Raw genomic sequence first — 18,831 nt, forward strand, 5'->3', positions numbered from 1 at the left:
TTCCCAATGTTTCGCAAGTTCAAGGTCTGCAGCACGTGATCCGCTTCGAGAATGTCGGCCTCAGATACGGGATGGGACCGGAGATCCTGCGTGACATCTCCTTCCACATCCCCGAGCGCTCGTTCCAGTTCCTGAGCGGGCCGTCGGGCGCGGGCAAGACCACCCTGCTGCGGCTGCTGTTTTTGTCGCTCAAGCCGACGCGTGGCCTGATCAGCGTCTTCGGCAAGGACCGTTCGCGCATCTCGCGCACCGAGCTGCCGCTGATGCGCCGGCGTATTGGCGTGGTGTTCCAGGATTTCCGCCTGCTCGACCACATGACCACCTACGAGAACGTGGCGTTGCCGCTGCGCGTGCGCGGGCGCGAAGAGGCAAGCTACCGCACCGACGTCACCGAACTGCTCAAATGGGTCGGCCTCGGCGAGCGCATGCATGTGCTGCCGCCGGTGCTTTCGGGCGGCGAAAAGCAACGCGCCGCGATCGCCCGCGCGCTGATCGAGCAGCCCGAGATCCTGCTGGCCGACGAGCCAACCGGCAATGTCGACCCGCCACTGGCGCGGCGCCTGCTCAGGCTGTTCATCGAGCTCAACCGGCTTGGCACCGCGGTGGTGATCGCAACCCACGATCTCGGCCTGATGGACCAGGTCGATGCTCGGCGCATGATTCTCGCCGGCGGAAGGCTCGACATCTATGACTGAGGCCCAAGCCGACAGCAGCACACACCACGAGGAATTCGAGGACGAATTCGAGGATGCGCCGCTCCAACAGCCGGCGCCAAGGCTGCAGCGCAAGACCGCCCCCATCGTGCCGTCACAGAACATCGCCGGCCGCGCGCTGGTGCTGGTCATCGCCATCATGACGTTCTTGTCGTGCCTGACGCTGGGTGCGGTCACGCTGGTGCGCGACACCGCCTCGGTGTGGGAAAACCAGATCGCCCGCGAGGCGACGATCCAGATCAAGCCCGCCGAAGGGCTGGACATGGAGGCGGCACTGGAGACGGCCGCACGCATCGCCGGCGAATTCGCCGGCGTCAGCGGCACCAAGATCGTCGATCGCGCCGCTACCGCGCGGCTGCTCGAACCGTGGCTCGGCTCGGGATTGAACATCGACGAGCTGCCGGTGCCGCGGCTGGTGATCGTCACCATCGACCAGAGCAGCCCGCCCGATTTCGGCGCGATGCGCCAGGCGATCAGCCCCAAGGTGCCAACCGCCACGCTCGACGATCACCGCACCTGGGTCGACCGGCTGGTGGCGATGGCGCGCACGACGGTCACCATCGGCACCGGCGTGCTGGTGCTGATGCTGGCAGCGACTGTGCTGTCTGTGGTGTTTGCGACGCGCGGCGCCATGGCCGGCAACGGCCACATCATCGAGGTGCTGCATTTCGTCGGCGCCGAGGCCAATTTCATCGCCAGCGAGTTCCGCCGTCACTTCCTGCTCACCGGCATGACGGGTGCGGCCGCCGGTGGCGTTGCCGCTGTGGTGGTCTTCATCATCTTTTCGTGGTGGTCGTCGCTCAATCTCGCGACGCCGGAAGCCGACCAGGCAACCGCCCTGTTCGGCAACTTCGCCATCGGCCTGAACGGTTATCTCGGCGTCGCCGTGATCGTCGCTGTCATTGGCGCATTGACTGCCGCGACATCACATTTCACCGTCGTCAGCTATCTCGGCGACATCGACGTGCAGCATCCGGAAAGGATGTGATCACCGATGATGTCACTTTGTTGCAGAATGTGCTTAGATAGGCGCTGCAAAAGCCGCAATCCCTGCTTAACCATGGCTTCGTGATGGGTCAGAACGCGCTCGCCGCATCGGGGACGGTTTCCGGATCGAAAATCTACCCGGCCGGGCTCAAGCCGCGCCGGAGAAGTGTTTTTTTGCGCCGCATTTTGTTCATCCTCGTCGCAGCGGCCTTCATCTTCACCGGTGGCTTCGCGCTGTTTGCAACGCATGTCAGTCGACTGACCACGCCGGCCAACCCTGCCAAGGCCGACGCCATCATCGTTTTGACCGGCGGCCAGTCGCGGCTGGATGCGGCACTAGACCTGCTCAAGGCCGGCAAGGGCGAACGCCTGCTGATCAGCGGCGTCCATCCCTCGGCAACGCGCCGCCAGCTGCAGCTGGCGACGCGCAGCGACAAGTCGCTGTTCAACCGTGTCGACATCGACCGCGCCGCGCTCGACACCATCGGTAATGCCGAGGAAAGCGCCAAGTGGGTCGAAAGCCACGACTATGCCCGTGTCATCCTCGTCACCAACAACTACCACATGCCGCGCAGCATGCTGGAAATGGGCCGGCTTTTGCGCAAGGCCAGCCTGGACCCCTACCCGGTCGTCAACTCCAAGCTTGGCGAAGGCCGCTGGCTGACCAAGCCCGAAGCGTTCCGCGTGCTGTTCACCGAATACAACAAGTACCTGCTGGCGCTCGCGCGCGGCATCGTGCCGGTCAAGCCGACCTCGGACGGCATGGTCGTGGTGCAGGCCGCCGCCGAATAGGCACTCTGCCACGCAAAAGCTCATTCCAAGACGAAGCGGCGTTTTCCTTTTTGGACGGCTTGGTGTAACCAACGGCGAAATCCCGTCCTCAGGCGCCCCTCACCAATGCTCCATATCCGCTCGCTGGCATTCAACTTCGTCTTCTATGTCAGCCTGATCGCCCAGATGATCTTCTGGACGCCCTACTATTTCCTGTCGCCACGCCACCGCGCCTGGCTGGTGCCCAAATTCTGGGCGCGTTCGAGCCTGTGGCTGCAGGAAAAGATCGCTGGCACGAAGAGCGAGGTCACGGGGCTCGAAAACCTGCCTGCGGGTTCGTTCATCCTGGCGCCCAAGCACCAGTCGTTCTGGGACGCCATCGCCTTTTTCCCCTACTTGCGCGACCCGCTCTACATCCTCAAGCGCGAGCTGATGTGGATCCCGTTCTTCGGCTGGTACATCGCCAAGATGAAGATGATCCCGGTCAACCGTGGCAAGCGCTCGGCAGCCCTGAAGGCCGTTGTCGTGGCAACCCGCCGGGAAATGCAGAACGACCGCCAACTGATCATCTATCCCGAGGGCACCCGCCGCGCGCCCGGCGACGAGCCGGCCTACAAGTGGGGCATCGCCGAACTTTATGCGGCGCTCAACATGCCCGTCGTGCCCGTCGCCCATGTCGCCGGCCTGTACTGGCCGCGTCGCAAGTTCCTGCGTTACCCCGGCACCATCAAGGCCCGTTTCCTGAAGCCGATTCCGGCGGGCCTTTCGCGCGAGGAATTCATGCAGCGCCTGATCTCGGAAACCGAGGCCGCCTGCGACGCGTTCCTGATCGAAGCGGCAACCTCGAAGAACCCGCCGCCGATGCCGCCGACGGCGGTAAAGCGGCTCAGGGAATTGGGCGTCGAGGTCGGCTAGCTGCCGGCCGCCAGCTCGCGCTTCATCCAGCTCGTATCGCCCCAGGTCGACAGCCAGATCATCATGGCTGTCGCCGCCGAGATCGCCCCATAGGCCAGCCTGTAAGGCACGCCCTTGGCGGACCTGCGCTGGCGCGCGACCTCAAGATGCTCGAGTTCCTCCTGCTGGATGTCGAGGATGGCGGCATGCAGCCGCTCGTCCCGACGTTCCAGGAAACGAAGCTGTTCTTCGAGATGGCGATGCACGGTGGCCTCCACCGCTTCCGTGCACAGCCAGACCATCTGCGGTCCAAGCACCGATGTAACCAATCCCAGCACATAGCCGCCAAGCGACCAGAACTTCATGACACGGCACGGCCGCGTGTCGCGTGTCGGCATGGCGTCGCGAAAGATCCTGGCGTGAAGGATCTCGTCGGCGCGCATTTTCTCCAGCTCCGGCTGGATCACCGGGAAGAACCGCCGGGCAACAGCGATTTGCGCGCCATAGATGTTGATCGCGGCGCGTTCGCCAGCGTGATTGACCTTGAGGATACGCTGGATCGTGATCTTGTCCGCGCTTGCAGGCAGCAGCATCGATGTCCCCCGACTACGATGCTCCCTTGATATCACTGATCCTTGATATGTGACACGAGGCTAGCCAGCGGCCATCCGCCGCTCGTGTTCAAGCAGCCAGCGCTTGCGCCAGAGGCCACCGCCATAGCCCGTCAGGTCGCCGCTGGCGCCGACCACCCTGTGGCACGGGATGACGATGGCGATCGGGTTGGCGCCGTTGGCGCGGCCGACCGCACGTATGGCTGCGGGGTTGCCGATCTCGGCGGCGAGGCCGGAATAAGTCACCGAGACGCCCGCAGCAATGCGGCGCAAGCCGTCCCAGACCTGACGTTCAAAGGACGTGCCCTGCGGTGCCAGCCGAGTTGCGAACTCCGCAGACGTGCCAGCGAAATAGGCGGAGAGTTCCGCCTCGATCTGATCGATCGGTGCGGCCCTGCCGAAGGCGATGGCCGAGCCGGTGACCGCCTGCAGCTTGCGCACCTCTGTCGCCAGCGCCTTTCGCTCGAGGAATTCGAGGATGTGCAGGGCATGCTGGTCCGCAATCGCGATCATCGGGCCGATGGGCGTCTCGATCCAGTCGGCCTTGAGCATGGTCTTGCCGCGCAGCTTGGCCGGCGCCTCGCCGAGCAGCCGGGTGACAGCCGCGCGAAATCCGCTGCCGGAATCGAAACCCGCCTCGACCTGGGCGTCGACGACGCTGTCACCTGACGTCAGCCTCTCTGCCGCTTGCCCCAACCGGCGCAGCCGCGCCATTTCGAGAAAGCTCATGCCGAAACGACGCTTGAAGGCGCGGCGCACTGTCGAGGCATCGAGGCCCATGGCGACGATATCGGCCTCCAGCCAGCGCCGTTCCGGCTCGCGTTCGAGTGCTTCGGCCAGCGCTGCGACCAGCGGCTCCGCTTCGCCCGAGCCCATCATCGGCCGGCAGCGCAAGCAGGGCCTGAAGCCGGCATGCAGGCATTCGGCGGTGGTGTCGAAGAACTGCACGTTCTCGCGCCTGGGCTTGCGCGCGGAGCAGGTCAGCCGGCAGAAGATGCCGGTCGTCCTGACGCCGACATAGGCAAAACCGTCATAGCCTGCATCGCGGGCGATCAGGGCATCATAAAGCGTGTCGTCATCGGGGCGTTGGAACAGCATGGCTGATCCTTAGCGCGTCTCCGCTCGGCGCGCCGCCGAAAAACGGGCGTTGATTTTGCCTCCTGACACAGAGCTATTTGCCGACCAGACGTGCCACCTCTTCGAGCCAATGGTCGCGAATGCCGAGCGCCCTGAGATGCTCGACGGTGCTGAGCACATAATCCTCGTTGCGGCCCGACTGGCCGACGGCTCCGGCGACGATTTCGGCCGCGTGCGCCGCGTCGAGATTGCCGGCATACTGATGATGCTTGCGGTCGGCGATGTAGCACACCGCCTCCGCCTTTCCGCCGCCATCGAGCTGGATGGTTAGCTGGCGTTCTAGATAGACGCTGGTGACGAGCTCGCGGTCCCTGAGATAGGCAAGCACCTCGTCGCGCAGGTCGCCCGGCACGCGGAAGGCGAGGCCGACACAGGAGCCGCCACGGTCGAGGCCGAGCACCAGGCCCGGCCGCTGCTCGGTGCCACGATGGACCCAGGAGCGGATGCAGAGCGAACGACGAAACCCCATCAACCGGGCACGGCGCGTCTCGACATGCGCGAAACCTGGCCGCCATATCAGCGAACCGTAGCCAAAAACCCAAAAATCGCCCATATCGCCAGCCTGTTGGTGATCGCGGTGAACAGAACCGCGTTAGCGAGAGCCCGAGCATGCCGTCAAGTCAGGAACCAAGAGCAAACTACAGCCGCCGCTTCATGTGGCTCGGGCTTTTCATCGTGCTTCTGTTCGGCGGCTACAGCGCCGGATGGTTCTGGTTCGCCGGCAAGGCCGAAAGCGAGGTGCGCAAGGCGATCGCCGGAGTCAACCGCGATGGCGTGTCGCTCGAATGCGCCAACCCCGAGATCAAGGGCTTCCCGTTCCGCATCGGCCTGTTCTGCGACCGGCTGGACTACGAGGATGCGGGGCGCAGGATTTCGGCCAGCGCCGGCAGTTTCCGCACCGCCGCCCAGGTCTATCAGCCGATGCACTCGGTGCTGGAGATCGACGGCCCGCTCAGGATCACCGCGCCCGACCTGCCTCAGTTGCAATTCAACTGGGATTTGCTGCATGCCAGCGCACGTATCGCCAAGCCGTTGCCCGAACGTATCTCGGTCGAAACGCTCAAGCTTTCCGGCCAGGCAGCGTTTATCGACGGCGTCGCCAAGCCGCTGTTCACCGCCGAGCAGACGCAGACGCATCTGCGCCCGAACGGCGCCAACATCGATCTCGCCGGTACCTTCACCGGCTTGCAGATCGACCCGCAGGCGATCGGCGGACGCACGCTGCCCAAGCTCGACGGCAGCGCCGACACCTCGCTCAACAATGGCGTTGCCCTTGTGGAAAACAGGCAGCCGGCGCTGCGCGGCCAGTCGGGCAGCATTCGCTCGCTGACGCTGACGTCGGGCGGTACGACCGGCGTCGCACTCAGTGGCCCATGGTCGGTCGGCGACGATGGACTGATCGATGCAGATCTCAAGGTGACGATCCAGAACCCGCGCGAGCTGTCGCGCATCCTGTCTCAGGTCATTCCGGAGCAGGCCAAGCAGTTCGAGACCGCCTTCACCGGCCTCGCTTTGCTCGGCGACGCGCCGACCCTGCCGCTCAAGATCGTCAAGGGCAAGGCGACTTTGGGCTTCATTCCGCTCGGCATGGTACCGGCGGTAGATTAGGGGAGTAAGGCAGTAGGGGAGTAGGGGGACGATCCCCTGCTCCCCTATTCGCGCATTCCCCTAACCCTTCGCCGGATGCTCGATGGCCTCGCGGCCGAAGTTCGGCACGTCGACTTCCTGGCCGGCGTCGATGATCGAGCGGCGGATGGCACGGGTGCGGGTGAACATCTCGAACAGCTTGTCGCCGTCGCCCCAGCGGATCGCCCGCTGCAGCGACGCCAGGTCTTCCGAGAAGCGCGCCAGCATTTCCAGGATCGCGTCCTTGTTGTGCAGGCAGACGTCGCGCCACATCGTCGGGTCCGACGCCGCCAGACGGGTGAAGTCGCGGAAACCGGAAGCCGAATACTTGATGACTTCCGACTTGGTCACCGACTCCAGGTCGTCGGCCGTGCCGACGATGTTGTAGGCGATGATGTGCGGCAGGTGCGAGACGATGGCGAGCGTCATATCGTGATGTTCGGGATCCATCGTATCGATGTTGGAGCCGCAGCGGCGCCAGAACTCCGACAGCTTCTCCAGCGCCACCGGATCGGTATCAGGCAGCGGCGTGAAGATGCACCAGCGGTTCTCGAACAGTTCGGCAAAGCCGGCGTCGGGACCCGACTTCTCGGTACCGGCCAGCGGGTGGCCAGGGATGAAATGCACGCCCGCGGGTACATGCGGGGCCATCTGCGCGATGACGGAGGCCTTGGTGGAGCCGACGTCGGTGAGGATGGCACCCGGCTTCAGCGCCGATGCGATGTCGACAGCCACGGCGCCGGACGAGCCGACCGGCACCGAGACGATGACGAGGTCGGCATCCTTGACGGCTGCCTTGGCGTCGGTCGAGTAGCTGTCGCCGAGGCCGAGTTCCTCGGCGCGGGCGAGCGTGGGTGCGCTGCGGGTGGTGATCGCAATGTGACGGGCGAGCCCTTCACGGCGGATGACGCGGGCCAGCGACGAGCCGATCAGGCCGATGCCGACGAGGGCGATCTTTTCAAAGAGAGGATCTGACATGGTTCAACTTTTCAGGAATTCGGTGAGTGCGGCGACGACGCCGCGATTGGCTTCTTCGGTGCCGATGGTCATGCGCAGCGCATTGGGGAAACCGTAGCCGGTGACCCTGCGCAGGATATAGCCGCGCGCCGTGAGATAATCGTCGGCGGCAGCGGCCGAGTGCTTGCCGTCATCGGGGAAGTGCACCAGCAGAAAGTTGCCGACCGAAGGCGTGACGCGCAGGCCGAGCTTTTCGAACTCGGCGACCAGCCATTCCGCCCATTTGGCGTTGTGCGCCACCGTGCGCTCGACATGGCCGCGGTCTTCCATCGCCGCCACGCCGGCCTCGATGGCCGCCGCATTGACGTTGAAGGGACCGCGCATGCGCTCCAGCACGTCGATGATGTGCGACGGCGCATAGATCCAGCCGATGCGCATGCCGCCAAGGCCGTGGATCTTGGAGAAGGTCCGCGTCATGACGACGTTCTCGTTGGCCGCGACCAGCTCGACGCCCGATTCATAGTCGTTGCGGCGGACATATTCGGCATAGGCGGCATCGAGCACGAGCAGCACGTTCTTGGGCAGTGCCGCGTGCAGGCGGCGCACCTCCTCGAACGGCAGGTAGGTGCCGGTCGGGTTGTTGGGGTTGGCGAGGAAGACGATCCTGGTCTTCGGCGTCACCGCCGCGATGATGTTGTCAACGCTGGCCTTCTCGGCATCCTCCTTGGCAACGACCGGCGTGGCACCGGCTGCCTGGGTGTAGATCTTGTAAACCATGAAGCCGTGCTCGGTGTAGACGGCCTCGTCGCCCGGCGAGAGATAGCTCTGGGACAACAGGCCCAGCACTTCGTCGGAGCCATTGGTGCACAGGATGTTGGCAGGATTCAGCCCATGGGTCGCCGCGATCGCCTGCCTCAGGCGTGACGCCGACCCATCGGGATAATACTCCATCTTATGCGATAGCCTTTGGACGGCCTCGATCGCATGGGGCGAGGCGCCGAGCGGATTTTCGTTCGACGACAGCTTATGGACCTTGGCGACGCCTGCCGGAGCGGAGCTCTTGCCGGGGACATAGGCTGCGATGTCCATGATGCCGGCGCGGGGTTCGGGGCGAATCTGCTCGGGTGCCTTGGTCATTTCGAAATATCCTGGATTGGCGCCTCCGGCCGGAGGCCGCAGCGGAAATACCGCCCGGTGCACGCAATGTCGAGGAAAACCGGCGGAACCGGGCGGTCTGGCCGGACGAATGGGTCGCGGTTGACGCAATCCCCGACCGGGCGTAATAGCAGGGCATAGACCCGTGGTGATTTGGCCGGTCGGCTTGCAGCCACGTTAAACAAGTCGCTAAAGGGCCGTTTGCGATCCGTAAACCGGCTTTGCGACAGCAATGCCGGTTTTGTTTTTTGGAGTTCGCACAGTGCCGATCAAGATCCCGGATCAACTCCCCGCCCGCCAAGTGCTGGAAAAAGAGGGCGTGTCCATCATGGATGAGCAGACAGCTCTCCGCCAGGACATCCGTCCGCTGCAGATCGGCCTGCTCAACCTGATGCCCAACAAGGTCAGGACCGAAACGCAGATCGCGCGCCTGATCGGCGCCAGCCCGCTGCAGGTCGAACTGACGCTGGTGCGCATCGGCACCCACAAGGCCAAGAACACCTCAGAAGATCACCTCATCGCCTTCTATCAGACCTGGGAAGAGGTCAAGGATCGCAAGTTCGACGGCTTCATCATCACCGGTGCGCCGGTGGAACTGCTGCCTTTCGAGGACGTGACCTACTGGGACGAACTCAAGCAGATCATGGACTGGACGACGACCAACGTGCACTCGCCGTTCTTCATCTGCTGGGGCGCGATGGCGGCCGCCTGGCATTTTCACCGCGTTCCCAAGCACACGCTGGAGCACAAGGCGTTCGGCGTCTACCGCCACAACAACAACGCGCCTGCCTCGCCCTATCTCGCCGGCTTCTCCGACGATTTCGCCATACCGGTGTCGCGCTGGACCGAGGTCCGTGCCTCTGACATCCCCGAAGGCTCCGGCCTGGAGCTTTTGATGGAATCGGAAGAGACCGGCCCGAGCCTGCTGGCCGAAGAAGCCGGCAACCGGCTCTACATGTTCAACCACATCGAATACGACTCGACCTCACTCAAGGAAGAGTATGACCGCGACGTGGCCGCCGGCGTGACGATTGCCGTGCCGCACGAATATTACCCCGACGACGACCCGCAGCGCCGGCCGCTGAATCGCTGGCGCTCGCACGCCCATCTTTTGTTCGGCAACTGGATCAACCGCGTCTACCAGACCACCGAGTACGATCTGGAAAACATCGGCAAGGGCCGCTAGCCTCCCCGAACAGGACCGCGCTCGACGCCGGGCGCGGTCCTTTGCCCTACCCCGCTTTGGCTCGATGCTCGTGGAAGGCGCAGGCGAGGATGCGCAGGGCTTCGCGCGAGCGGCGGTCGGTGAGCGACGAGTGCAGCACGATTTCGGTTGCCGGCACATCGGGCAGACCGAACTTGCGGCTGACTTCGACGGTTCCGGGAGGCGCGAGACGGCTGGGAAAGACCGCCGTCGCCAGCCCGGCCGACACTGCCGCCGTCACCAACGACGAGCCGCCGCCGACGAACACCTCGACCCAGGGAATGCCGGCATCGTCGAGCGTGCGTATCGCCAGATCGCGCACGCCGCACAGCCGCGACAGCGTCGCCAGCCGGATCGGCTCGCCAAGACGATGATCGAACTCGGGCGTCGCAAACCAGCCGAAATGCTCCGGTCCCAGCACCTCGCCGTCGCGGCGGTCGTCCTCGCGCCGGACAATCGCCGCATCGAGCTCGCCACGGTCGAAGGCGTCGAGCAGCAAGGTCGAATTGTCGACCTGGACCTCGATGGTCAGGGCCGGGTCGTGCTGGCTGAGGCGGGCCAGCAGCGTCGTCACCTCCGGTCCGGCGACATGGCCGGCAATGCCGAGCGTGAAGCGCCGCGCCGAACATGACAGGCCGGCAACCGCTTTGTCATGCGCGGCTAGGAAGCTGCGTGCCGATTCGATGAACAGCGCGCCGTCGGCCGACAGCCTGACGCGGCGCGGAGTACGTTCGATCAGCTTGCGGCCGACACGCTCCTCCAGCCGCTTGAGCTTGACGCTTACCGCCGCCTGGGTCGAGCCCATGGCGTCGGCTGCACGGGTGAAACTCTGCAGGTCCGCCACCATGACGAAGTTACGAACGGCCTCGGCGTCGAGCCACAGCATCTCATCTATACCGATTTGTTATCACTGATATAGTTTTGCATAGCATTTATGCATGATCAAGCTTGGCATATCTCGGATGTTTCCAGATAACCAGCGGCGACCGGACTTCCTCCCCCGACGCCGCCAGCCGGAGACATGGGATGAAGCTGACGATGAGAGACAGTCTGGCGCTGGGGGCGATCTGCCTGTCGGCGCTGATGTTTGGTCTTGAGATATCGAGCGTGCCGGTGATCCTGCCGACGCTCGAACATGTGCTGCATGCCGACTTCAAGGGCATGCAGTGGATCATGAACGCCTACACCATCGCCTGTACGACGGTGCTGATGGCAACAGGAACGCTGGCCGACCGCTACGGCCGCCGGCTCGTTTTTGCGCTTACGGTTGCCGCTTTCGGCGTGACCTCCTTGATGTGCGGCCTCGCCCCCACCACCACAGTGCTGATCGTCAGCCGCTTCCTGCAGGGCATGGCCGGCGGCGCCATGTTCATCTGCTCGATCGCCATTTTGTCGCACCAGTTCCAGGACGCCAGGGCGCGCAGCAGCGCCTTTGCCATCTGGGGCGTCATCTCGGGCATCGGCCTTGGCTTTGGCCCCATCATCGGTGGCGTGATCGTCGCCCTGTCGACCTGGCAGTGGGTCTTCCTCGTGCACGCTCCACTGGCATTGCTGTGCCTGGTGCTGACCTTCGGCAGCGTCAAGGAATCGCGTGACCCGCAGGCGACGAGGCTGGACCTGCCCGGCATCGTCATCCTGAGTGCTGCTGTCTTCGGCCTGACCTACTACATCACCCAAGGCGCTGATCTCGGCTTCCTTAGCCCGACGGCTCTCGCTATCGCCGCGGCGACGCTGATCGGCCTGATCGCCTTCGTCGCGGTCGAGCGGAGGCATTCGCACCCGATGTTCGACTTCTCGGTGTTCCGGATCCGTGACTTCTCCGGCGCCATCGTCGGCTGCGTCGGCATGAACTTCAGCTATTGGCCGTTCATGGTCTACCTGCCGATCTATTTCACCGCAGGCCTCGGCTATGACAGCACCGAAACGGGGCTCGCCGTGCTCGCCTATACGGTGCCGTTCCTGGTGATGTCGCCGGTGGCGCAGTATCTGCTCTTGCGCACCAGCCCACGCACCGTCATTCCGCTCGGCCTGTTCACCATCGGCCTCGGCTTCATCGCCATGTGGCTGGGCAGCCCTGTCGAAGGGGCGAGCGGCCTGACGGTGCTGCCCGGGGCGCTGATTGCCGGCATCGGTCTCGGTCTGACGACGACGCCGGCCACCAACATGACCACGGGTTCGGTGCCGGCCAGCCGCGCCGGCATGGCCTCGGGCATCGATGCCAGCGCCAGGCTGATCGCGCTTGCCATCAATATCGCCGTCATGGGCTTCGTTCTCGTCGAGGGCATCCTTGCAGGACTTAGGGGGGCGCTGCCCGAGGGCGCCGATGCCGGCCAGCTCCGCTCGCTGGCCGAGCGCATCGCCGCCGGTGGCGTAACCGACGGCGCACAAGGCGCCCTCGATGTGCCGGCCGATTCGGTCCATGCCGCGCTGGTCAACGGATTCCACTGGGTGATGCTCTATGGCGGCCTCGGCGTATGGGTGCTGGCGGCACTCAGCTTCGTGCTGTTCGGTGCCGGAAAGTCGTCGGCCAAGCCTTGCTCGGATGCGCAGACGCACGCGATCTGAGCGCACCGCTGCAGGCCTGCTCCAGCGGCCTGCAGCCCGGCCGATCAAGCCGGAGCCTTGGCCTTTGCCACATCCTTGATGCGGATCGGCTTGAGCACCGGCCCACGCTTGTCCTTGGCAAGGTGGACTGTCCGGTCGAACAGGCCGCCATTGTGACGTTGCGGGCCAAAATAGACGACGCCGGTGCCGGCGAGCTCGCCCTCGAACATGTCTTTGACCCGCTGATGCGCTGCTGCGTCGAGCGTCTCGAAGGCCTCGTCGACAATCGCCCAGTCTGGCTTGTGCAAACGCAGTCGCGCGAAGGCGACGAGCCGCAATTCGTCGCTGGTGAGTTCATCGTTCCATGGCGCGACACGGTCGAGCGAGGTTGCCAGCCGCTCCAGCCCGACGGCGGCAAGCGCTTCGGCAAAATCCTTGTCGTCGAGGACTGTGCCGCTGGACGGATAGGCAAGCACCTCGCGCAGCGTGCCCGGCGGCAGGTAGGAAACGCGCGGCAGGATGGCGACCTGCTTGTCCTTGGGCAGTTCGATGCGGCCCTTGCCCCATGGCCACAGCCCGGCGAGCGCGCGGAACAGCAGCGTCTTGCCGGCACCTGCCTCGCCCGTGACCTGCAGGCGCTCGCCCGGCCTGACCCGGAGATGCGGCTCCGAAAGCCGGATGCAACCGCTTGGCGAGACCAGCTGGAGATCGTCGAACGCCAGGCTGCCGTCGTGGCTTTCGGCGACGTCGATGCGCTCCTCCTTGTCGTGCAGCCCGTCGGCTGAGACCAGCACGCGGCGGATCACGCCGACGCGCATCAGCGTGGCGCGCCAGTCGGCGATGGCGCCGACATTGTTGATGAACCAGCGCAGCGAGGCGTGGACCTGGTTGAAGGCGCTGACAGCCATCATCAGCCCGCCGAAGCTGATGTCGCCAGCGAAATAGACCGGTGCAGCGACCAGGATCGGCGCGACCACGGTAAACCAGCCATAACCGTCGGTGACCCAGCCGAGATTGATCTGGGTGGCGAAGATGCGGCGCAGCGAATTGAGCACGCCGGCAAGATCGAGCTCCAGCCGGCGCTTTTCATCGGCCTCGCCGCGCGCCAGCGAGATGGCGTCGATGTTCTGGTTGATGCGGACCATCGAGAAACGAAGCTCGGCTTCGCGCGAATAGCGATCGGCGTTCTGGGCAATCAGCGGCCGGCCGACCAGCCAGCTCAGCAGCGATGCGGAGCCGGCATAGGCGATCGCCGCCCAGACCATGTAACCGGGAATGCTGAACGAGCGCTCGCCGACGTGGAAGACGAAGCCGGACGACAGGCTCCACAACACCCCGACGAAGGACACCAGCAGGATCGAGGCCTGCAGCAGGCCGATGGCGAGGTCGGTTGTAAGGTCGGCAAGGTGGCCGGCATCCTGCTGCATGCGCTGGTCGGGATTGACGCCGACGGCCCCGGCATTGGCGAGGCGGAAGGCACGGCCAGGCCGCAGCCATTCGGTGATGAGGTCGAGCGTCAGCCCCTCGCGCAGCTTGAGCCGGATCATCTGGTTCAGCCATTGCTGGCCGACATTCAGCACCAGGAGGCAGCCGGCGATCGCCGCGAAGATCGTCAGCTGGCGCAGGAAGGCGTCGAGGTCGCGGTTTTCGAGCGCGTCGTAGAACGGCTTGTTCCAGCGGTTGAGCACGATCTGCCCGGCCGACGTGGCGAGGATGACGGTCAGGATCGACAGGCCGAGCCAGACGAGTGTTCGGCGCACCGGAGAGCCGGCAAGCGCCTGCCGCGCCATTCTGAGATGGTCGAAAAACCGGCCGTCGACATCCGCTGCCAGAGGCTCACGATTGGTGTGGATGAACGATTGGGCTGGCATGCGCATCCTCCGGCTGGCCGCTTCGTGCGAATCGGCGCGGGCGGAGTGTGCCATTCAACTGCGATGGCGTATCAGCGAGTCGGCTGAACAGACCGTGATTGAAAACGCAGTCTTTGGCCGAGGCTCAGCCCTTCGGCACGAACACGTTGACCGATTTCGGCCGGATGCGGAAATGCGCCGGCGTCCAGGTAACCAGCTCGCCGTCGGTGTTGACCGGTCGCGGCTGCTTGGTGCGGATCGTCACCTCCGTGGTCTTGAAGGCGCGGACGTCGTCCCACTGGCCTTGCGTGCCCTTGCGCAGGCTGGGCAGAAGCCTGAGCAGCCGCCACCAATGGTCGACCTCGAGGCTGTAGAGATCGAGCCAGCCGTCGTCGGCGGTCGCGGTCTCCTCGACGGTCATGCCGCCGCCATAATGGCGACCGTTGCCGACCGAGACCTGCATGGTGCGGATCTTTTCGGTGGTGCCGTCATGGTCGACATAACAGGTGAACAGCCGCGAACGCATCAGGATGCGGGCGGCGACGATGCCGTAGCCCAGCGTGCCCCAGCGCTTCTTGGCGTGCTCGGTGAGCTCGCCCGCCAGTTCGGCGCTGAAACCGATGCTGGCGACGTTGAAGAACAGATGGCCGTTGACCTCGCCGAGATCGACGGTTGCCTGGTGGCCGGCGGCGATGATTTCCGCCGCCTTCACCGGGTCGGCGGGAATGCCCATCGTGCGGGCAAAGTCATTGGCTGTGCCGAGCGGCAACACGCCGAGCGTCAGGCCGGAATAGGACAGACCGGCGGCCGCGTTGTTGAGCGTGCCGTCGCCGCCACCAACGATTGCCATGTCGAAATGATCGGCATTGCGCGAGATCAGCTCGGAGGCGTTCTCGTCCTTGCTTGTTGCCATCTCCTCGATCTGGAGACCGGCATCGACGAGCACCTGACGGGCGGCATCGATCGACCCGCCACCACGGCGTGCGCGCGGATTGACGATTAGCATCGCGCGCTTGCCCCTGGAATGCTGCACGGCGCGCTTTTGGTTGATGACGTCGGTCAGGAGGCAACCCCTATTCTTCACCGTGGGCCAAGCCCGCTGTCATCTAGGGATCGATCTGGCAAATTTGAAGGCAGGCGGATGAATATGCCGGCGGCGAAGCCAAGTAACCGGAAATATTCGCGTCAGTCCTGGGACGTTTCACGCACGCCGCGCCAGGCCGAGATGATGGCTGCGGCGGTAGCCTTGCCGGCCGCGTCGTCGATGAGCCAGGAAATCACCGAAATGCGCATCACCTCGCGTCCGCGCCATTTGGCGCCGCCGGCGAAGGCAACGCCGTCCCGCTGGAGCCGGATGATCGTTGCCCGGGTCAGTTCATCGCCGCGCTCGGCAAGCTCGTCGGCGCCGAAACGCACCAGCACCTGGTTGAGCACGACATCGTTGAGCACTGCGATGGCGTTTTCACCACGCAGCTCATCGGCGATCAGCCGTGCAACACGACAGTGCCGCTCGACCATCGTGGCTATGCCCTCGCGGCCGAGATGGCGGATGATCGCCCAGGTGGCAAAACCACGCGCCCGCCGCGACAGTTCGGGAACGAAATGGCTGGGGTCGCGCTCGCCCTCCATAGCCGTCGGCAGATAGCTCGCCGCAATCGTCATGGCGCGGCGATGCGCCTCGCTGTCGCGGACGATGGCATAGCCGCAGTCATAAGGCGTCTGCAGCCATTTGTGGCCATCGGTTGCCCAGGAATCGCAAGCGTCGAGCCCCTCGGTGAAATGCCTGAAAGCAGGGCAGGCACGCGCCCAAGCCCCGAAAGCGCTGTCGACATGGATCCAGGCACCGACCCCGCGGGCGATCGGCACCAGTTCGGTGAACCTGTCGAAGCCGCCGGTGTTGATCTGGCCGGCCTGCAGGATGACGATTGCCGGCCCCCGCACGTCAGCCGCACGGCGAGCGAAATCCTCCGGCTCCATCTGGCCTTGGCTGTCGGTGGCGACCCGGATCAGCCGATCGTGGCCAAGGCCGAGGAATTGCAGCGCCGAAAACACCGTGGTGTGGGCGTCGTCTCCAATCAGCACGGAAATCGACGGCGCGCCGAACAGGCCGTTGGCGTCGACATCCCAGCCGACACGTCGCAGCACCGCACCGCGCGCTGCGGCCAGGCAAACGAAATTTGCCACCGTAGCACCTGTGACAAAGCCAACCGAGCTTTCGCGCGGCAGATCGAGCAGGTCGAGCAGCCAGCGCGCGGCAACCGTCTCGGCCGCGGCGGCCGACGGCATGGCGTGGTGGTTGCCGGCGTTCTGGCCCCATGCGCTGGTCATCCAGTCCGCAGCGACGCCAACCGGGTGCGAACCGCCAATGACCCAGCCGAAGAAGCGTGCGCCGGTGGTAACGTTGAGGCCCGGTTCGGCCCGTGCCGCCAGTTCGTCGACCACGACGCCGGGTGCTTCTCCGGTCTCGGGCAAAGGGCCGTCAAAGGCGGCCAAGGCGTCGGCGTAGCCATGCAGCGGACGCTGCGGCCTGGATGGCAGTTCCGACCTGTAACGGATGGCATGGTCCGCGGCCTGGCGCAGCAGGCGCCCGATCTGTTCCCCCTCCATGGCAGTACCCTCTGCTCCAAGAGTGCCGTAATCCGCAGAAACATTAGAAACCAAGCATATTCCGCGCAGGGCTTCCCGGCAACGAACGCACCCGCAGTCTAACGATCTAGCTCCGGGAAATAGGGATCGGAATAGATCCGCCTGTCGCGTTCGCCGGCCATGCAGTCGACCCGGGGCTCGGTGTCGATCCTGACGACCGGCACGGCATGGGTGTCGCCGCTGACCTCGAGCACCAGCTTGCGCCGGATCGCAGTGGCGAATTCCGACGCCGCCTTGATCGGCAGGACGAACGAGCCGGCGCCGCCGGTGACACATTTGGCGTAGTAACGGTCGAGCCTGGACGCCGTTCGCGACGGCCGGATCAGGATCGGCAAGCCGTTGATGACGATTCCCTGGGCCAGAGCAGCGTCACGCGCGGGAAGCACCGGGTTGCCGAAATTGTTCGGCCCGTCGCCCGAAATGTCGATAACGCGGCGAAAGCCGTCGGCGTCGTTGCTGTCGAACAGCTTGGCGCCATAAGTGACCGCGCCCGAGATCGAGGTGCCGCGAAAGCCGCTGAACGGCCTCGCCTCGAGCCTGGCGGCGAAGGCGGCAGCACTCTGCGGCCCGTCGATGATCTGCCACGGCACCACCGATTCCTCGCGCACGGTGCCCGCCCATTCGAAATAGGTGATGGCGACGCGGCCATGCTGGCCGGACAGAACGGCATCAATGAAATCAGGGTGGCGCAGCGCCTCGACATAACCCGCGCGCTGGAGGGTGAACTCTTCCAGATCCATCGAGCGCGAGACGTCGACCGCAAGCACGAGCTCGACATCGACCGCAACACCAGCCACCGGGCGCGGCACCTCGCAGCCCAGACACAAGACTATGGCCAGCACGCCCAGCATCGTTTGCAGGCTCTCCGACGGATGGATCAGTGTCGCGGCAATGGCGTCGGAATGGAAGTGGTGCGGCTTCACCCCTTCGTGAGGTACAGCCTAGCCACCATGCTCCGCGTCGCCACGGCGCAGGGCTGGAAAGCCGCGTGAGGCGCCGGTGGGCGACAGCACCGGCACGAAGACGCGCCGCGAGGCGCGCTGCGCCACCGGAATGCCCTGGTAGACGCGCTTCTGCGCCTCGACGACGATGGCGCCGGCAAAGATCGGCCAGAGGCGGCGGCCTGCGCGCTCGAACAGATGGTCGAACTTCATCATCCATTTGCGCCGTGACGGCGGGAAATGCAGCGCATCCGACCATGCCGAGACGGTGAAATTGGCCTCGCGCAACAGTTCGTTGAGCTGGCCGGACGAGAATGGCCGCCCGGTGCCGAAGGGCGTGTGCTCGAAACGCGCCCACATGCCGCGCCGGTTGGGCACGACAATGACGATGCGCCCCGCCGGCGACAGCACGCGCCAGATCTCCTTCAGCGTCTCGCGCGGGCTTTCGGCATGTTCGAGCGAATGGACCAGCAGCACCCTGTCGACGGAGGAATCGACGAGCGGCAACTCCTCGTCAAAGACGAGTGCCGTCGAGGACGGCCCATTCGCCGGCCAGACCACGGCACCTTGTGTAGCCGGCATGAAGGCAAAGACACGCTCGGCATCGCTGCCGAATCGGTCGAGCCAGGGCAGCGTGTAACCGAGCCCGACAAGCCGCTCATTGGGCAGACCGGCCCACACCGACGACAGCGCCATGGATATCGACTGCTCGGCGAGGCGGCCAAGCGGCGTCGAGTAGAAGGAGCGAAGATCGACGATGTCGGAATTCATGGGCCGAAGGTAGACGCGCCGCCC

The 18,831-nt window shown here is 64.9% G+C and carries 18 protein-coding genes and 1 riboswitch; of the genes, 7 read left to right on the top strand and 11 right to left on the bottom strand.

Annotated features, from left to right (window positions below):
• Positions 1 to 35 precede the first annotated feature (35 nt).
• From ftsE to HNQ95_RS21400, 4 genes are all read left to right on the top strand, one after another.
• Positions 36 to 695: a cell division ATP-binding protein FtsE gene (gene ftsE / locus HNQ95_RS21385; protein ID WP_067957659.1), complete on the top strand. Its 660-nt coding sequence runs from the start codon at positions 36 to 38 to the stop codon at positions 693 to 695.
• Positions 688 to 1,701, top strand: a complete 1,014-nt coding sequence (locus HNQ95_RS21390) for a cell division protein FtsX (RefSeq protein ID WP_154386132.1) — start codon at positions 688 to 690, stop codon at positions 1,699 to 1,701. The genes ftsE and HNQ95_RS21390 overlap by 8 nt, the downstream gene beginning before the upstream one ends.
• A 173-nt stretch (positions 1,702 to 1,874) precedes the next feature.
• Positions 1,875 to 2,492, top strand: a complete 618-nt coding sequence (locus HNQ95_RS21395) for a YdcF family protein (RefSeq protein WP_246340916.1) — start codon at positions 1,875 to 1,877, stop codon at positions 2,490 to 2,492.
• Positions 2,493 to 2,597: 105 nt separating this feature from the next.
• Complete coding sequence (locus HNQ95_RS21400; RefSeq protein WP_154386130.1) at positions 2,598 to 3,386, top strand: lysophospholipid acyltransferase family protein; 789 nt, start codon at positions 2,598 to 2,600, stop codon at positions 3,384 to 3,386.
• On the opposite strand, the gene HNQ95_RS21405 is transcribed toward HNQ95_RS21400, so the two are convergent.
• The 3 genes from HNQ95_RS21405 to HNQ95_RS21415 form a co-directional block, all read right to left on the bottom strand.
• Positions 3,383 to 3,958, bottom strand: a complete 576-nt coding sequence (locus tag HNQ95_RS21405) for a demethoxyubiquinone hydroxylase family protein (protein ID WP_154386129.1) — start codon at positions 3,956 to 3,958, stop codon at positions 3,383 to 3,385. The two genes, HNQ95_RS21400 and HNQ95_RS21405, sit on opposite strands and share 4 nt — an antisense overlap.
• 60 nt (positions 3,959 to 4,018) lie before the next feature.
• The gene (locus HNQ95_RS21410) at positions 4,019 to 5,074 is read right to left on the bottom strand and encodes a bifunctional transcriptional activator/DNA repair enzyme AdaA (RefSeq protein ID WP_154386128.1); all 1,056 of its coding nucleotides are present in this window, start codon (positions 5,072 to 5,074) and stop codon (positions 4,019 to 4,021) included.
• A gap of 73 nt (positions 5,075 to 5,147) precedes the next feature.
• A complete protein-coding gene (locus HNQ95_RS21415; RefSeq protein WP_154386127.1) occupies positions 5,148 to 5,666 on the bottom strand; it encodes a gamma-glutamylcyclotransferase in 519 nt (172 codons plus the stop codon).
• 56 nt (positions 5,667 to 5,722) lie between these two features.
• Between HNQ95_RS21415 and HNQ95_RS21420 the strand changes: the two genes are divergently transcribed.
• Positions 5,723 to 6,721 (top strand): DUF2125 domain-containing protein, encoded by a 999-nt coding sequence (locus HNQ95_RS21420; protein ID WP_154386126.1) that lies wholly within the window; start codon positions 5,723 to 5,725, stop codon positions 6,719 to 6,721.
• A 60-nt stretch (positions 6,722 to 6,781) separates the two neighbouring features.
• Here the strand turns inward: HNQ95_RS21420 and HNQ95_RS21425 are convergent, their stop codons facing one another.
• Positions 6,782 to 7,717, bottom strand: a complete 936-nt coding sequence (locus HNQ95_RS21425) for a prephenate/arogenate dehydrogenase family protein (RefSeq protein ID WP_154386125.1) — start codon at positions 7,715 to 7,717, stop codon at positions 6,782 to 6,784.
• Between the two features lie 3 nt (positions 7,718 to 7,720).
• Positions 7,721 to 8,833: a histidinol-phosphate transaminase gene (gene hisC / locus HNQ95_RS21430; protein ID WP_154386124.1), complete on the bottom strand. Its 1,113-nt coding sequence runs from the start codon at positions 8,831 to 8,833 to the stop codon at positions 7,721 to 7,723.
• 153 nt (positions 8,834 to 8,986) lie between these two features.
• A riboswitch (SAM riboswitch) is annotated at positions 8,987 to 9,064 on the top strand.
• A 49-nt stretch (positions 9,065 to 9,113) separates the two neighbouring features.
• Here hisC and metA point away from each other — a divergent pair.
• Positions 9,114 to 10,037: a homoserine O-acetyltransferase MetA gene (gene metA, locus HNQ95_RS21435; RefSeq protein WP_182575175.1), complete on the top strand. Its 924-nt coding sequence runs from the start codon at positions 9,114 to 9,116 to the stop codon at positions 10,035 to 10,037.
• A 46-nt stretch (positions 10,038 to 10,083) separates the two neighbouring features.
• On the opposite strand, the gene HNQ95_RS21440 is transcribed toward metA, so the two are convergent.
• A complete protein-coding gene (locus HNQ95_RS21440; RefSeq protein WP_154386122.1) occupies positions 10,084 to 10,941 on the bottom strand; it encodes a LysR family transcriptional regulator in 858 nt (285 codons plus the stop codon).
• 140 nt (positions 10,942 to 11,081) lie between these two features.
• Between HNQ95_RS21440 and HNQ95_RS21445 the strand changes: the two genes are divergently transcribed.
• Positions 11,082 to 12,620, top strand: coding sequence for an MFS transporter (locus HNQ95_RS21445; RefSeq protein WP_182575174.1), 1,539 nt, complete (start codon positions 11,082 to 11,084; stop codon positions 12,618 to 12,620).
• Between the two features lie 44 nt (positions 12,621 to 12,664).
• Here the strand turns inward: HNQ95_RS21445 and HNQ95_RS21450 are convergent, their stop codons facing one another.
• The 5 genes from HNQ95_RS21450 to HNQ95_RS21470 all read right to left on the bottom strand — a co-directional run bounded on the left by HNQ95_RS21450 (position 12,665) and on the right by HNQ95_RS21470 (position 18,807).
• On the bottom strand, positions 12,665 to 14,470 hold the full coding sequence (locus HNQ95_RS21450) for an ABC transporter ATP-binding protein/permease (protein WP_182575173.1): 1,806 nt from the start codon (positions 14,468 to 14,470) through the stop codon (positions 12,665 to 12,667).
• Positions 14,471 to 14,594: 124 nt separating this feature from the next.
• Complete coding sequence (locus HNQ95_RS21455) at positions 14,595 to 15,482, bottom strand: lipid kinase (protein ID WP_263006164.1); 888 nt, start codon at positions 15,480 to 15,482, stop codon at positions 14,595 to 14,597.
• Between the two features lie 152 nt (positions 15,483 to 15,634).
• Positions 15,635 to 17,056: a pyridoxal phosphate-dependent decarboxylase family protein gene (locus tag HNQ95_RS21460; RefSeq protein WP_182575172.1), complete on the bottom strand. Its 1,422-nt coding sequence runs from the start codon at positions 17,054 to 17,056 to the stop codon at positions 15,635 to 15,637.
• 98 nt (positions 17,057 to 17,154) lie between these two features.
• A complete protein-coding gene (locus tag HNQ95_RS21465; RefSeq protein WP_182575201.1) occupies positions 17,155 to 17,946 on the bottom strand; it encodes a DUF1194 domain-containing protein in 792 nt (263 codons plus the stop codon).
• 90 nt (positions 17,947 to 18,036) lie between these two features.
• On the bottom strand, positions 18,037 to 18,807 hold the full coding sequence (locus HNQ95_RS21470) for a class I SAM-dependent methyltransferase (RefSeq protein WP_182575171.1): 771 nt from the start codon (positions 18,805 to 18,807) through the stop codon (positions 18,037 to 18,039).
• Positions 18,808 to 18,831 lie beyond the last annotated feature (24 nt).

It is taken from the genome of Aminobacter ciceronei, from assembly GCF_014138625.1.
GTDB classification, from domain to species: Bacteria; Pseudomonadota; Alphaproteobacteria; order Rhizobiales; family Rhizobiaceae; genus Aminobacter; species Aminobacter ciceronei.